We start from the raw sequence: 14,196 nt of genomic DNA, 5'->3' as shown, positions 1-14,196 counted from the left end.
CGATGATTTACCAGCCGCCGAAGCCGAATTTGCCGTCACGATCAAAACGCAGGTCCGGCCCGTTTTCCATTTTGTTGACGGTGCCATTGTTGTTGAAATGAACATGCATCATTGAATTCCACACACCGCTTTCCTTGTAGGGATACGTCCATACTTCCAGTTGCAAGCGTGGTAAATACGATGTTTCCGAAGGGTGGCCGATGGTGCGCAAGACCTCGGTTTTGGTCGATACACCTGGCTTGATGGTGGCGAATTTCTCCATCGTCAGTACTTGCTCGTACGAAATCAATCGGCCGTCATCGTCAAAGCGCGCCATGTCTATAGCTTGTCCCCAAGGGTTGCGGGAGTACTCCAGCAGATAACCGTTACTGTCAGGAATGCGCGCGGTCGGCCGTCCCAGTTTGGCGACTACCGATGCTTCCGGTTCGCCAACGTTGATCGGCGGTGGCATGAGTGCAGCACAGGCACTCAGCATGAGGAGTAATCCACCCAATATTGCTGTTTGACTAGATTTCATGCTGTTTTCCTCAAATAAATGCGCTAAGTGTTTGAATCGCCTCGGTCTTTCCGCTATACTCCGGGCTGGTCAATTTGACCTGTTTTATTAATCGTTGTTCACGGTGTGTGGGGTGAAGACTCTATGCATCGCATGTGAAAGGTAAGTCTCATGTCTCTCGAAAAAGCAAGCAAAGCCGCTATCGTTGCCGATAACGCACGTGGCCAAAACGATACAGGTTCACCAGAAGTGCAAGTCGCTCTGTTGACCGCACGTATCAACGAACTCAACGGTCACTTCAAAGCACACTCGAAGGATCACCATTCCCGCCGCGGTTTGATCATGATGGTTAACCGTCGCAAGAGCTTGTTGTCTTACCTCAAAAGTAAAGATGCGACTCGTTATCGTGATCTGATTGTAAAGCTCGGTCTGCGCAAGTAATTCATTGCGTTATTTTATCCGGCTTGCATAAAAAAATGCCTGCGTCAGTTTGCTGATGCGGGCATTTTGTCTTTTGGCAGTTTGTGGTTCGTAATGTTGGTAAAGCTTCACTTAATAAATTTGAGTTGAGTAATAAAGCGCACCATCATTTTGATGGAGTGTTCGTGGTGAGGTGGGCGACAGCGCCTGAAAATCTGTCGGTAAAATTAGAAAGGAACACCGTGTTTAATAAAGTCACTAAAACTTTCCAGTATGGTCAACATACGGTCACGCTTGAAACCGGCGAAATCGCCCGTCAAGCTTCCGGTGCCGTACTCGTCTCGATTGAAGATACTGTTGTACTGGCTACCGTAGTGGCAAAGAAAGATGCCAAGCCAGGTCAGGATTTCTTCCCGTTGACCGTCGATTATGTAGAAAAAACCTATGCTGCCGGTCGTATTCCAGGCGGCTTTTTCAAACGTGAAGGCCGTCCTTCCGAAAAAGAAACCCTGACATCGCGTCTGATCGATCGTCCGATTCGTCCGCTGTTCCCTGAAGGTTATTTGAATGAAGTGCAGATCATCATTCACGTAATGTCGGTCAATCCAGAGATTGATCCGGACATCGCTGCAATGATCGGCGCATCGGCAGCATTGTCGATTTCCGGCATTCCATTCGCTGGTCCGGTCGGCGCGGCACGCGTTGGTTACATCGATGGCCAATACGTATTGAACCCGACCACATCACAATTGGCAACATCGGATCTGGATCTGGTTGTTGCTGGTACCGAAATCGCTGTGCTGATGGTTGAGTCAGAAGCCAAACAATTGTCAGAAGAAGTCATGCTCGGTGCAGTTGTGTTCGGCCACGATCAAATGAAAGCAGTCATCAATGCTATCCATGATCTGGTGCGTGACGGTGGCAAGCCAGAAGTGCAGTGGACTCCGCCGGCAAAAAACGAGGCGTTGATCGCTCGTGTATCGCACTTTGCTGAAGCAAAGTTGCGCGCTGCTTACCAAACTAAAGACAAGCAGGCACGTACTGCCAAGTTGAAAGATGCATTCTCTGAAGTGAATGTTGAACTCGCTGCAGAGGCTACTTCGGTAGGCGGCGCTGCGCCGGATTCGTCCGAAGTTGGCAACATCTTGTTCGACCTGGAAGCAAAAATCGTCCGTTCGCAAATCCTTGATGGCGAGCCACGTATCGATGGTCGCGACACACGTACTGTGCGTCCAATCTCGATTCGTACCGGCGTCTTGCCGCGTACCCATGGTTCGGCCTTGTTTACCCGTGGCGAAACACAAGCCTTGGTAATTGCAACTCTTGGTACAGCACGCGACGAACAAAAAATCGATGCGTTGATGGGCGAGTACTCGGATCGTTTCATGTTGCATTACAACATGCCTCCGTTCGCTACTGGTGAAACCGGTCGTGTTGGTACCCCTAAACGTCGCGAGATCGGTCACGGCCGTTTGGCTAAGCGCGCGCTGGTCGCTGCTCTGCCGGCACCAGAAGATTTCAGCTACTCGGTTCGTCTGGTTTCGGAAATCACCGAATCCAACGGTTCGTCGTCTATGGCTTCTGTCTGCGGCGGTTGCCTGGCATTGATCGATGCTGGCGTTCCTATGCAAGCACACGTGGCTGGTATCGCAATGGGCTTGATCAAGGATGGCGGCAAGTTCGCAGTCTTGAGCGACATCCTCGGCGACGAAGATCACCTCGGCGACATGGACTTTAAAGTGGCTGGTACAGCAAACGGTATTACCGCTTTGCAAATGGACATCAAAATCCAGGGTATCACCAAGGAAATCATGCAAGTCGCTTTGGCGCAAGCGAAAGAAGGCCGTATCCATATCCTCGGCGAAATGGAAAAAGCAGTTCCTAGCGGCACCACCGGTGAATTGTCTGACTTCGCACCACGCCTGATCACCATCAAGATCAATCCGGAAAAAATCCGTGACGTAATCGGCAAGGGCGGCGCTGTTATTCGTGCGCTGACCGAAGAAACCGGCACCCAAATCGACATCAGCGATGAAGGTGTAGTCACCATCGCTTCAGTCGATGCAACTGCTGGCCAGGAAGCTAAACGTCGCATCGAAGAACTGACCGCTTCTGTTGAAGTCGGTAAAGTCTACGAAGGTACCGTTCTGAAATTGCTGGATTTCGGTGCGATTGTTCAAGTGATGCCAGGCAAAGATGGCTTATTGCACATCAGCCAAATCGCCAACGAACGCGTCAACGCAGTGGCTGATTACCTGAAAGAAGGTCAGCAAGTTCGCGTTAAAGTTCTGGAAACAGATGATCGCGGCCGTTTGAAACTGTCGATGAAAGCAGCAGTGTCTGAAGAAACGCCTGAGGCTGCACCACAAGAATAATTATTCTTGTTTGGACGCAGCATAAAAACCGCCCACGGCTAGCGCTGTGGGCGGTTTTTCATTGGGAGAATGCATTCTTGCGTTTGACCCACCTCGTCGCAACACGCTACAATAGCCGGTTATTAGAATCATGGGTTTCATATGCGCCGCAAACTCGTCGCAGGCAACTGGAAAATGAATGGCAGTATTGCTGCCAATGCACTTTTGCTAGCGGAAATCAAAGCCGGGTTGGGCAACGCTGCATGTGATGCTGCAGTATGCGTTCCAGCGCCTTATTTCGCGCAATGTCAGGCTTTGTTGTCTGGTAGCGCAATAGCGCTGGGTGCACAAGATATGTCCGCGCATGACGCGGGTGCTTATACCGGTGAGGTATCGGCATCAATGTTGCTGGAATTCTCCTGCCGCTATGTGATAGTCGGGCATTCTGAGCGTCGTGCGTATTTTGGCGAAACGAATGAATTGGTTGCGCAAAAAGCAGTGCGTGCAATCAAGGCAGGGCTGATTCCTATCGTCTGTGTTGGTGAAACATTGGCGCAGCGCGAAGCAGGGCGGACCGACGTAATCGTGGGTGAACAAATCGATGCGGTCCTGTCATTGATTGCGGAAAACGACTTGTCGAAAATTGTAGTGGCATATGAGCCGGTTTGGGCAATTGGAACCGGCGAGACCGCAACGCCAGAAATGGCGCAGGAAGTCCATGCCATGTTGCGCAAGCGCCTTTCTGCAAAGAATGCGCAGGCCGCAATGCAAGTGAAAATTTTATACGGTGGCAGCATGAAGCCGGAGAATGCCAAAGAATTGCTCGCCATGCCGGATATTGATGGTGGCTTGATTGGCGGAGCGGCATTGAAAGCGATGGATTTTCTTTCGATTATCCGTGCGGCCTAAGTGCTAAAAAAATATTAAAAAGTATCAAGAAGCGCCAAGCTCTATTACGAATTACCTAAGACTGGAAATTGAAATGAATAGTTTGCATACCATCATCGTCGTTGTCCAAGTGCTGTCAGCATTGACGATTGTCGGCCTCGTATTGCTGCAACATGGTAAGGGTGCTGATATGGGCGCCTCCTTTGGTTCGGGTGCGTCAGGCAGTTTGTTCGGTGCGACAGGATCGTCTAACTTCTTGTCGAAGTTCACCGGTGTTGCTGCTGCGATTTTCTTTGCTGCGACATTGGGTCTTGCCTTCATCAGCAACAAGCCTCCTGCAACCAGTGCTGGCGTGATGGAGAATTTACCTGTTTCTGCAGTTCCTGGTGCTGAGGCAACTGCTCCGGCAGCGTCATCTGCCGCACCTGCAACAGCGCCGACAACAGTGCCTGCAGCACCTGCTTCGTCGAGTGGAACAGGTCAATCAAATCAGATTCCAAAATAAGTGTGCGTAAAGCCTGTTTTCTTCTTGTTCTAATGCAATTGCACATTGAATAAATGTCTTAAAGCAGGTTAAAATGTGCGTCTTGCGCCGACGTGGTGAAATTGGTAGACACGCTATCTTGAGGGGGTAGTGGCGAAAGCTGTGCGAGTTCGAGTCTCGCCGTCGGCACCAAAAAATTTAAGGCCAGCAAGGGAATGCCTAAGCTGGCTTTTTATCGACAAAGATGTGGTTGGAAATTTGTCGTTAGATGCATCGTATTCAGTATTTGATTCAACGTATTTTTGCCAGCCATTTATCGTTCAACTTACAGCCAGCTAATCGTGAACCTCGAAAATTACTTCCCCGTTTTACTCTTTATCCTGGTCGGTATCGGCGTCGGTGTTGCGCCGCAGATATTGGGTCGCATTCTCGGTCCGCATAATCCGGACGATCAAAAACTTTCCCCGTACGAGTGTGGTTTCGAAGCATTTGAAGATGCGCGCATGAAGTTCGATGTGCGTTACTATCTCGTCGCTATTTTATTCATTCTGTTTGACCTTGAGGTGGCGTTCCTTGTCCCTTGGGCAGCTGCAATGCGTGAAGTTGGCATGCTGGGATTTTGGGCAATGATGATTTTCCTTGGAATACTGACCATCGGTCTGGTGTTCGAATGGAAAAAAGGCGCGCTGGATTGGGAGTAAGTCATGGCAATTGAAGGCGTATTGAATGAAGGCTTCGTTACGACGACAGCCGATAAACTGATCAACTGGACTCGTACCGGGTCGATGTGGCCGATGACCTTTGGTCTCGCGTGCTGCGCGGTCGAGATGATGCACGCAGGTGCGTCGCGTTACGATCTGGATCGCTTTGGCGTGGTATTTCGTCCTTCGCCGCGTCAGTCCGACGTAATGATTGTTGCCGGTACCTTGTGCAATAAAATGGCGCCGGCTTTGCGCAAAGTCTACGATCAAATGGCTGAGCCTCGTTGGGTTATCTCGATGGGTTCGTGCGCCAATGGTGGTGGTTATTACCATTACTCTTACTCTGTAGTGCGCGGTTGTGATCGCATTGTTCCTGTTGACGTGTATGTGCCGGGTTGTCCTCCAACCGCTGAGGCACTGCTGTACGGAATCATGCAGTTGCAAAACAAGATCCGTCGTACCAATACGATCGCTCGCTAAGAGACTGAATAGTACATATGACGATCAAACTTGAACTCCTCGAAGCTGCTCTGCGCAATGCGCTGGGCGATCAGCTTCAAAGTCTTTCGCTGGCGTTGGGCGAAGCTACCATAGTCGTAAAGTCGCATGACTACCTGTCCGCAATGCGTGTGTTGCGTGACCATGCGGATTTGCGTTTTGAAGAATTGGTTGATTTGTGCGGCGTTGATTATTCGACGTATGGCGATGGCGTGTGGGAAGGTCCGCGTTTCGCTGTGGTTTCTCACTTGTTGTCAATCAAGCATAACTGGCGCGTGCGTGTGCGCGTATTTGCGCCGGACGATGAAATGCCCGTCGTTGCGTCGATGATCGATATCTGGCCTTCAGCCAACTGGTATGAGCGCGAGGCGTTTGACTTCTTCGGCATCCTGTTCGAAGGTCACAACGATTTGCGTCGCATTTTGACCGACTATGGTTTTATCGGTCACCCATTCCGCAAGGATTTCCCTGTCTCTGGCTATGTTGAAATGCGCTACGATCCGGAACAAAAACGCGTCATTTATCAACCTGTAACGATCGACCCGCGTGAAAACGTGCCGCGTGTCATTCGTGAAGAACACTACGGGATGAAATAATGGCTGAAATCAAGAACTACACGCTTAACTTTGGCCCACAACATCCTGCTGCGCATGGTGTGTTGCGCCTGGTTCTGGAGTTGGATGGCGAAGTGATTCAACGTGCCGATCCGCATATCGGATTGCTGCATCGCGCTACTGAAAAACTCGCAGAGCAAAAAACCTATCTGCAATCCGTTCCTTACATGGATCGTCTCGACTATGTGTCGATGATGTGTAATGAACATGCATATGTCATGTCGATTGAGAAAATGCTCAATATCGAAGTGCCTTTGCGTGCGCAATACATTCGCGTCATGTTCGATGAAATCACCCGCATCCTGAATCACCTGATGTGGCTCGGCGCGCATGCGCTCGACGTTGGCGCAATGGGCGTGTTTCTGTATGCCTTCCGTGAGCGTGAAGATTTGATGGATTGCTACGAGGCGGTCTCTGGTGCGCGTATGCACGCTGCTTACTATCGTCCAGGCGGCGTTTATCGCGATCTGCCTGATGCGATGCCTCAGCACAAAGCATCGATCATTCGCAATGCCAAAGCAATTAATCAACTGAATGAGAATCGCCAGGGTTCCCTGCTTGATTTCATTGAAGATTTTACCAATCGCTTTCCGACCTATGTCGATGAATACGAAACCTTGCTGACCGATAACCGTATCTGGAAGCAGCGTTTGGTTGGTATCGGCGTGGTGTCACCTGAGCGTGCGATGGCGATGGGCTTTACCGGCGCGATGCTGCGCGGTTCAGGCATCGAATGGGATTTGCGCAAGAAGCAACCGTACGAAGTGTACGACCTGATGGATTTTGATATTCCGGTTGGTACCAATGGCGATTGCTACGATCGCTATCTGGTGCGTGTCGAAGAGATGCGCCAATCCAATCGCATCATCAAGCAGTGCGTGGAGTGGCTACGTAACAATCCGGGTCCTGTGATGACGAACAACCACAAGGTTGCACCGCCATCACGCGTGGGCATGAAGTCGAACATGGAAGATTTGATCCATCACTTCAAACTGTTCACTGAAGGTTTCCACGTACCGGCAGGTGAAGCCTATGCTGCGGTCGAGCATCCGAAGGGCGAGTTCGGTGTCTATCTGATTTCCGATGGCGCGAACAAGCCTTATCGCATGAAGATTCGTGCGCCTGGCTTCCCGCACCTGCAAGGATTGGATGAGATGGCCAAGGGTCACATGATTGCCGATGCAGTAACCATCATCGGCACGCAAGATATTGTGTTTGGTGAAATTGACCGCTAATCGCGGATCAATAATTGAGGCATAGACATGCTGTTATCAGAGCAAGCGTATAAAAAAATCGACCGCGAGGTCGCCAAGTTCCCTCCAGATCAAAAACAGTCTGCGGTCATGGCCGCACTGCAAATTGCTCAGGATGAAACCCGTTGGCTGCCGCCTGAAGTCATGCAAGATATCGCTGACTATCTGGGCATGCCTGCGATCGCGGTGCAAGAGGTTGCAACCTTTTACAATATGTACAACACCAAACCGGTCGGCAAGTTCAAGATCTCGGTGTGTACCAATCTGCCGTGTCAATTGTCTGGTGGCGAGAAGGCTGCGCATTACTTGAAGCAAAAGCTTGGTATCGATTATCGTGAAACGACGGCAGATGACCAGTTCACGCTGGTTGAGGGTGAATGCATGGGTGCTTGCGGTGATGCGCCTGTCATGCTGGTTAATAACAAGCGTATGTGCAGTTTTATGTCGGATGAAAAAATCGACGCCCTGGTAGAGGAATTGAAGAAATGACCAGTCTGCATAATCGTCATATCAAGCCATTGATTCTCGCCGGCCTCACCGGCGATAACTGGGGTCTGGAAGAGTATGTCAAGCGTGGTGGCTACGCATCATTGAAGCGCATCCTGAGCGAAGGCATGACGCCTGATCAAGTCATTGCCGAAGTCAAGGCATCGACGCTGCGCGGTCGTGGCGGCGCGGGCTTCCCCAGCGGTTTGAAGTGGAGCTTCATGCCTAAGAATTACGCAGGCCAAAAATATTTGGTTTGTAATTCTGATGAAGGCGAGCCAGGTACATTCAAGGATCGCGATATCCTTCGCTACAATCCGCACGCCGTGATTGAAGGCATGACCATTGCTGCATATGCAATGGGTGTCAGCGTCGGTTACAACTATATTCATGGCGAAATTTTTGCCGAATACGATCGTTTCGAAGAAGCGCTGGAACAAGCCCGCGCAGCAGGTTTTCTCGGTGATCGCATTCTGGATACTGAATACAGCTTTCAGTTGCATGCATTCCATGGTTTTGGCGCGTATATCTGCGGCGAAGAGACCGCTCTGCTGGAATCGCTGGAAGGCAAAAAAGGCCAACCTCGCTTCAAGCCGCCATTCCCTGCAAGCTATGGTTTGTACGGCAAGCCAACCACGATTAACAACACCGAAACTTTTGCTGCAGTGCCATTCATCTTTCAGGTGGGGGCTGAGGCTTACGCAGCAATCGGCAAACCAAATAACGGCGGCACCAAGATATTTTCGGTGTCTGGCGACGTGGAGAGACCGGGCAATTATGAAATTCCGCTTGGTACCCCATTTGCCGAACTGCTGAAGTTAGCCGGTGGCGTGCGCGGCGGTAAAAAGCTCAAGGCGGTTATTCCTGGTGGTTCGTCAGTGCCAGTCGTCAAGGGTGAGCTGATGATGGCTACCGATATGGATTACGATTCGGTCGCCAAGGCAGGTTCTATGCTGGGCTCCGGTGCTGTCATCGTGATGGACGAGACGCGCTGCATGGTCAAGGCGCTCTTGCGACTGTCCTACTTCTATTTTGAAGAATCCTGCGGTCAGTGTACGCCGTGCCGCGAAGGTACCGGCTGGTTGTACCGTATGGTGCATCGTATTGAGAACGGACAAGGTCGTCCCGAAGATCTGGATATGCTGAATTCGGTCGCCGACAACATTCAGGGTCGTACGATTTGTGCGCTCGGCGATGCAGCTGCGATGCCGGTACGTGCAATGATTCAGCAGTTCCGTGAAGAGTTTGAATATCACATTGAGCATAAGCATTGCTTGGTGCCCGCTTACATTTAGCCGATCACTTCGTTAGCGTTATAAACCTAGTGAGAACACTGAAGTCAACAAAAGCAAAGTCATGGTTGAAATCGAAATAGACGGTAAAAAAGTTGAAGTGCAAGAGGGCAGCATGGTAATGGATGCTGCCAATAAACTCGGCACCTACATCCCGCACTTCTGCTACCACAAAAAATTGTCCATCGCGGCGAACTGCCGTATGTGCCTGGTCGAGGTTGAAAAAGCACCTAAGCCATTGCCAGCCTGTGCGACGCCAGTAATGCAAGGCATGATCGTTCGCTCAAACAGCGAAAAAGCGGTCAAGGCGCAAAAAGGCGTGATGGAATTCTTGCTGATTAATCACCCGCTCGATTGCCCGATTTGCGATCAAGGCGGTGAGTGCCAATTGCAGGATCTTGCAGTCGGTTACGGCGAGTCTTCTTCGCGTTACGAAGAAGAAAAACGTGTAGTCGTGCCAAAAGACGTCGGTCCGCTGATCTCGATGAAAGAGATGAGCCGTTGCATCCACTGCACACGTTGCGTCCGTTTCGGTCAGGAAGTTGCAGGCGTGATGGAATTCGGCATGCTGGGTCGTGGTGAGCATGCAGAGATCACATCGTTTGTCGGTAAAACTGTTGACTCCGAATTGTCGGGCAACATGATCGATCTGTGCCCGGTTGGCGCACTGACATCGAAGCCGTTCCGTTACAGTGCTCGTACCTGGGAATTGTCGCGTCGCAAATCGGTAAGTCCGCATGATGGCCTGGGTGCAAACCTGGTCGTTCAAGTGAAAGCCGGCAAAGTCATGCGCGTGCTGCCACTGGAAAACGATGATGTGAATGAATGCTGGATCTCGGATAAAGATCGTTTCGCTTATGAAGGCCTGAACAGCGAAGATCGTCTGACGACACCAATGATCAAGCAAGACGGAAAATGGCAGGAAACCGATTGGCAGACAGCACTTGAATATGTGGCGCACGGTTTGCGTAACATCAAGCACGAACACGGTGCGGATGCGATTGCTGCATTGGCGACGCCGAATTCGACAATGGAAGAATTGAATCTGTTGCAAAAACTCGTGCGTGGCATGGGTTCGAACAATGTGGATTTCCGCCTGCGTCAAGCTGATGGAGCACTCGATCCTTCGATCACACCTTGGTTGGGTATGTCGATCAATGAGTTCGCAGCGTTGAAACGCGCATTCGTAATCGGTTCTTTCCTGCGTAAAGATCATCCACTGCTGGCTGCGCGTCTGCGTCAAGCAGTCAAGCAAGGTGCAAGCGTCAGCATCCTGCATGCGACAGACGACGATCTGTTGATGCCGGTTGCAAACAAGATGATCAAAGCGCCATCCGACTGGTTGGCAGCATTGTCTGAAGTTGTTGTCGCCGTTGCACAAGCTAAAGGTGTGGCTGCTCCAGCAGGCTTTGACAGCATTCAAGCATCGGCAGAAGCAAAACAAATTGCGGCCAGCCTGTTGTCCGGCGAACCAAAAGCAGTCTTGCTCGGCAACGCTGTCCTGCAACATCCGCAGGCAGCACAATTGCACGCTGCAGCACAATGGATTGCACAAAACACAGATGCAAAATTTGGTTTCCTGACCGAAGCCGCAAATAGTGTTGGTGGTTACCTGGCTGGTGCAAACGGTGTCGCTGCTGAGCAGATACTCGCGCAGCCACGTAAAGCATTCTTGCTGTTGAACACAGAGCCAGAGCTGGACACATTCAATCCACAAGCTGCGCGTCGCGCGATGGACCAGGCGGAGATGGTTGTTGCAATGTCGCCATATAAGCACGGCATGGATTTCGCCGATGTCTTGTTGCCGATTGCTCCGTTTTCCGAAACTTCCGGCACCTACGTCAATTGCGAAGGTCGTGCACAGAGCTTCAACGGGACTGTCAAGCCTTTGGCTGATACACGTCCGGCGTGGAAAGTACTGCGCGTGTTGGGCAATCTGGCCGGCCTGCAAGGTTTTGAATATGAAACATCGGAAGCGATCCGCAATGAAATTCTGGGCGTCAACGCTCCAGCTGACGCGAATCTGGTCCCACGTTTGAACAATATCAGCAAAGCGATGCCGCAAGCCGCAGTCGCTGCGCCTGCCATGTCCCTGGAACGTGTAGCTGATGTCTCGATTTATTCGACCGATGCCATCGTTCGTCGTGCACCTGCATTGCAAGAAACCAGTGATGCAGCTGCACCTAAAGCGTGGCTGTCGATTGATCTGGCTGCCAAGTTGGGTGTGGCTGCCGGTGATCAGGTAAAAGTAAAACAAGGCGAGGGTAGTGCAGTGCTGGTCGCAGCGATTGCTTCTACATTGCCAGCGAATGTGGTGCGCGTTGCTGCCGGCCGTCAAGAGACAGCTGGTCTGGGCGCGATGTTTGGTTCTATCAGCGTGGAGAAAGCGTAATGGATCAATTGTTGGCATCCATCCACGCAACGGGTCAATCGTTCCTCGGCTTTTACTGGCCGCTGGTGTGGAATTTGGTAAAAATCATTGCAGTTGTCGCGCCATTGATGGGTGCAGTCGCTTATTTGACTTTGTGGGAACGTAAAGTCATCGGCTGGATGCACGTTCGTCATGGCCCCAACCGCACCGGCCCTGCAGGTCTGCTGCAACCGATCGCCGATGGCGTCAAACTCTTGTTGAAAGAGATCGTTGTTCCGGCAAAATCAAGCAAGGCCTTGTTTTTGATCGCTCCAGTCATGACTATCATGCCGGCGCTGGCAGCATGGGCTGTGATTCCATTCGGACCAGACGCTGCATTGGCAAACGTCAATGCAGGTTTGCTGTTCGTAATGGCAATTACTTCGCTGGAAGTCTATGGTGTGATCGTGGCAGGCTGGGCATCCAACTCCAAGTATGCGTTCCTCGGTGCGATGCGTGCATCGGCACAAATGATTTCATATGAAATCGCGATGGGCTTCGTGCTGGTGATCATTTTGATGGTATCGGGCAGCTTGAATTTGTCTGAAATCGTGGCGCAGCAAACTACGGGCAATGGTGCCAACATGGGCCTGACTTTCCTGTCGTGGAATTGGTTGCCGCTGCTGCCAATGTTTGTCATCTACATCATCTCGGGTACGGCTGAATTGAATCGCCATCCATTTGACGTGGTTGAGGGTGAATCAGAGATCGTCGCTGGTCACATGGTTGAATACTCGGGTATGTCATTCGCGATGTTCTTCCTGGCTGAATACGCCAACATGTGGTTGATTTCGATCATGGCAACGCTGATGTTCCTGGGCGGCTGGTCGTCACCTATCGATATGGCTCCATTCACATGGATTCCGGGCTGGATCTGGCTCGGTGCAAAGACATGGTTCGTTGTAACCCTGTTTATCTGGTTCCGTGCATCGTTCCCACGCTATCGCTACGATCAAATCATGCGCCTAGGTTGGAAAGTTTTCATTCCATTGACTTTGGTTTATCTGTTGATCGTCGCGATCTGGATGAAAACCTCGTGGAATATCTGGAATTAATGCAGCAAGGCTGAGCAAAGAGGGAAGCCAAGATGGAAGCAATTAAGGATTTTTTCGGTAGTTTGATGTTGCGTGAACTGCTCAAGGGCATGGCCCTGACAGGTCGCTATATGTTTGCGCGCAAGATTACCGTGCAGTTCCCGGAAGAGAAGACGCCGCAGTCGCCACGTTTCCGTGGTTTGCATGCATTACGTCGCTATCCGAACGGTGAAGAGCGTTGTATCGCCTGCAAACTGTGTGAAGCAGTTTGTCCGGCCATGGCAATCACGATCGAATCTGACCAGCGTGAGGACGGCACACGTCGTACTACACGCTATGACATTGATTTGACCAAATGTATCTTCTGCGGTTTCTGTGAAGAATCTTGCCCGGTCGATTCGATTGTTGAAACACATATTTTCGAATACCACGGCGAAAAGCGCGGCGATCTGTACTACACGAAAGAGATGCTGCTGGCCGTCGGCGACCGCTACGAATCTGAAATTGCAGCTGCACGTACCGCCGACGCGGCCTATCGTTGATTTAATAGTATTAGCAGCAGTATTACGATGACTTTTACGCTGACTTTTTGCTGACTTTTTGGTTGATTATGGAATTTACAACTGTATTGTTTTACGTGTTTTCAGCGATTCTGGTTTTCGCTGCCATACGTGTCATCACTGATTCCAATCCGGTTCATGCGGCTTTGTTTCTTGTGCTGTCCTTCTGTACCGCAGCTGCGCTGTGGATGTTGCTCAAAGCAGAGTTCCTTTCCATCGTACTTGTGCTGGTATATGTAGGCGCAGTGATGGTGCTGTTCCTGTTTGTCGTGATGATGGTCGATATCAAGTTGACCAAGGTACGCGAAGGTTTCTGGGGTTATCTGCCGCTGGCCGCCACGATCGGTGTCGTGATCGTGCTGGAAATGGCAGCAGTGCTGTTTCGCGGTTTCTGGAAGTCGCATACCGTGGTGCCGGAAGGCGCCGCGATGATCGGCAACACAAAGGAATTGGGCAAACTGATCTACACCGACTACCTTTATGCATTTGAAATTGCCGCGTTGATTCTGCTGGTCGGTATGGTTGCAGCGGTTGCATTGACAATGCGCAAGCGCAAGGACAGCAAGTATTTCTCGCCTGGCGATGCAGTCAAGGTCAAGTCGGGTGATCGTCTGCGCATAGTAAAGATGAAGGCCGATTCCATGCGTGGTAACGGCGGCGATCAAACACCAGCTGCTCCTGCAGCAGAACAAAAATAAGGGGAGTG

At 51.0% G+C, this 14,196-nt stretch carries 15 protein-coding genes and 1 tRNA gene; 15 read left to right on the top strand and 1 reads right to left on the bottom strand.

Going from position 1 to position 14,196, the window contains the following annotated elements; genetic code table 11:
• Window positions 1-7: 7 nt before the first annotated feature.
• A complete protein-coding gene (gene bamE, locus ACFQO0_RS00465) occupies window positions 8-517 on the bottom strand; it encodes an outer membrane protein assembly factor BamE domain-containing protein (protein WP_382231996.1) in 510 nt (169 codons plus the stop codon).
• A 150-nt stretch (window positions 518-667) separates the two neighbouring features.
• Here bamE and rpsO point away from each other — a divergent pair, with 150 nt between their 5' ends.
• The 15 genes from rpsO (at window position 668) to ACFQO0_RS00390 (ending at window position 14,188) form a co-directional block, all read left to right on the top strand.
• Window positions 668-937: a 30S ribosomal protein S15 gene (gene rpsO, locus ACFQO0_RS00460; RefSeq protein WP_112992476.1), complete on the top strand. Its 270-nt coding sequence runs from the start codon at window positions 668-670 to the stop codon at window positions 935-937.
• A 221-nt stretch (window positions 938-1,158) separates the two neighbouring features.
• On the top strand, window positions 1,159-3,291 hold the full coding sequence (gene pnp, locus ACFQO0_RS00455) for a polyribonucleotide nucleotidyltransferase (RefSeq protein WP_382231993.1): 2,133 nt from the start codon (window positions 1,159-1,161) through the stop codon (window positions 3,289-3,291).
• A gap of 141 nt (window positions 3,292-3,432) precedes the next feature.
• Entirely contained in the window at window positions 3,433-4,179 is a 747-nt protein-coding gene (gene tpiA, locus ACFQO0_RS00450) for a triose-phosphate isomerase (RefSeq protein WP_382231990.1), read from the top strand.
• A gap of 73 nt (window positions 4,180-4,252) precedes the next feature.
• Window positions 4,253-4,663 (top strand): preprotein translocase subunit SecG, encoded by a 411-nt coding sequence (secG, locus tag ACFQO0_RS00445; protein WP_382231988.1) that lies wholly within the window; start codon window positions 4,253-4,255, stop codon window positions 4,661-4,663.
• Between the two features lie 86 nt (window positions 4,664-4,749).
• Window positions 4,750-4,834: transfer RNA gene (locus ACFQO0_RS00440), tRNA-Leu, on the top strand.
• 149 nt (window positions 4,835-4,983) lie between these two features.
• Entirely contained in the window at window positions 4,984-5,343 is a 360-nt protein-coding gene (locus ACFQO0_RS00435) for an NADH-quinone oxidoreductase subunit A (protein WP_382231986.1), read from the top strand.
• Window positions 5,344-5,346: 3 nt separating this feature from the next.
• The gene (locus tag ACFQO0_RS00430) at window positions 5,347-5,823 is read left to right on the top strand and encodes a NuoB/complex I 20 kDa subunit family protein (protein WP_012079319.1); all 477 of its coding nucleotides are present in this window, start codon (window positions 5,347-5,349) and stop codon (window positions 5,821-5,823) included.
• A 17-nt stretch (window positions 5,824-5,840) separates the two neighbouring features.
• The gene (locus tag ACFQO0_RS00425; RefSeq protein WP_382231984.1) at window positions 5,841-6,437 is read left to right on the top strand and encodes an NADH-quinone oxidoreductase subunit C; all 597 of its coding nucleotides are present in this window, start codon (window positions 5,841-5,843) and stop codon (window positions 6,435-6,437) included.
• Entirely contained in the window at window positions 6,437-7,690 is a 1,254-nt protein-coding gene (locus tag ACFQO0_RS00420) for an NADH-quinone oxidoreductase subunit D (protein ID WP_382231982.1), read from the top strand. The genes ACFQO0_RS00425 and ACFQO0_RS00420 overlap by 1 nt, the downstream gene beginning before the upstream one ends.
• A gap of 27 nt (window positions 7,691-7,717) precedes the next feature.
• Window positions 7,718-8,197: an NADH-quinone oxidoreductase subunit NuoE gene (nuoE, locus tag ACFQO0_RS00415; protein ID WP_382231980.1), complete on the top strand. Its 480-nt coding sequence runs from the start codon at window positions 7,718-7,720 to the stop codon at window positions 8,195-8,197.
• A complete protein-coding gene (nuoF, locus tag ACFQO0_RS00410) occupies window positions 8,194-9,489 on the top strand; it encodes an NADH-quinone oxidoreductase subunit NuoF (RefSeq protein WP_382231978.1) in 1,296 nt (431 codons plus the stop codon). The genes nuoE and nuoF overlap by 4 nt, the downstream gene beginning before the upstream one ends.
• A gap of 61 nt (window positions 9,490-9,550) precedes the next feature.
• Window positions 9,551-11,878, top strand: a complete 2,328-nt coding sequence (gene nuoG / locus ACFQO0_RS00405; protein ID WP_382231976.1) for an NADH-quinone oxidoreductase subunit NuoG — start codon at window positions 9,551-9,553, stop codon at window positions 11,876-11,878.
• Window positions 11,878-12,951 carry an NADH-quinone oxidoreductase subunit NuoH gene (nuoH, locus tag ACFQO0_RS00400; RefSeq protein ID WP_382231974.1) on the top strand — a complete coding sequence of 358 codons (1,074 nt, stop codon included), beginning with the start codon at window positions 11,878-11,880 and terminating at the stop codon, window positions 12,949-12,951. Before nuoG ends, nuoH begins: the two co-directional genes overlap by 1 nt.
• Before the next feature lie 32 nt (window positions 12,952-12,983).
• The gene (nuoI, locus tag ACFQO0_RS00395) at window positions 12,984-13,472 is read left to right on the top strand and encodes an NADH-quinone oxidoreductase subunit NuoI (protein WP_382231972.1); all 489 of its coding nucleotides are present in this window, start codon (window positions 12,984-12,986) and stop codon (window positions 13,470-13,472) included.
• 68 nt (window positions 13,473-13,540) lie between these two features.
• Window positions 13,541-14,188, top strand: coding sequence for an NADH-quinone oxidoreductase subunit J (locus ACFQO0_RS00390; RefSeq protein WP_382231970.1), 648 nt, complete (start codon window positions 13,541-13,543; stop codon window positions 14,186-14,188).
• The last annotated feature ends 8 nt before the right edge of the window (window positions 14,189-14,196 follow it).

The organism is Herminiimonas aquatilis (assembly GCF_042665175.1).
Lineage (GTDB): Bacteria > Pseudomonadota > Gammaproteobacteria > Burkholderiales > Burkholderiaceae_D > Oxalicibacterium > Oxalicibacterium aquatilis.
Note: the sequence above shows the minus strand (reverse complement) of the source record. Positions and strands in the feature narration are given on the sequence as shown.

What these genes read in the sequence shown, in the direction of transcription:
- bamE (WP_382231996.1), bottom strand. Translation starts at nt 517, where the DNA reads ATGAAATCTAGTCAAACAGCAATATTGGGTGGATTACTCCTCATGCTG.
- rpsO (WP_112992476.1), top strand. Translation starts at nt 668, where the DNA reads ATGTCTCTCGAAAAAGCAAGCAAAGCCGCTATCGTTGCCGATAACGCA.
- tpiA (WP_382231990.1), top strand. Translation starts at nt 3,433, where the DNA reads ATGCGCCGCAAACTCGTCGCAGGCAACTGGAAAATGAATGGCAGTATT.
- secG (WP_382231988.1), top strand. Translation starts at nt 4,253, where the DNA reads ATGAATAGTTTGCATACCATCATCGTCGTTGTCCAAGTGCTGTCAGCA.
- ACFQO0_RS00430 (WP_012079319.1), top strand. Translation starts at nt 5,347, where the DNA reads ATGGCAATTGAAGGCGTATTGAATGAAGGCTTCGTTACGACGACAGCC.
- ACFQO0_RS00425 (WP_382231984.1), top strand. Translation starts at nt 5,841, where the DNA reads ATGACGATCAAACTTGAACTCCTCGAAGCTGCTCTGCGCAATGCGCTG.
- ACFQO0_RS00420 (WP_382231982.1), top strand. Translation starts at nt 6,437, where the DNA reads ATGGCTGAAATCAAGAACTACACGCTTAACTTTGGCCCACAACATCCT.
- nuoE (WP_382231980.1), top strand. Translation starts at nt 7,718, where the DNA reads ATGCTGTTATCAGAGCAAGCGTATAAAAAAATCGACCGCGAGGTCGCC.
- nuoF (WP_382231978.1), top strand. Translation starts at nt 8,194, where the DNA reads ATGACCAGTCTGCATAATCGTCATATCAAGCCATTGATTCTCGCCGGC.
- nuoG (WP_382231976.1), top strand. Translation starts at nt 9,551, where the DNA reads ATGGTTGAAATCGAAATAGACGGTAAAAAAGTTGAAGTGCAAGAGGGC.
- nuoH (WP_382231974.1), top strand. Translation starts at nt 11,878, where the DNA reads ATGGATCAATTGTTGGCATCCATCCACGCAACGGGTCAATCGTTCCTC.
- nuoI (WP_382231972.1), top strand. Translation starts at nt 12,984, where the DNA reads ATGGAAGCAATTAAGGATTTTTTCGGTAGTTTGATGTTGCGTGAACTG.
- ACFQO0_RS00390 (WP_382231970.1), top strand. Translation starts at nt 13,541, where the DNA reads ATGGAATTTACAACTGTATTGTTTTACGTGTTTTCAGCGATTCTGGTT.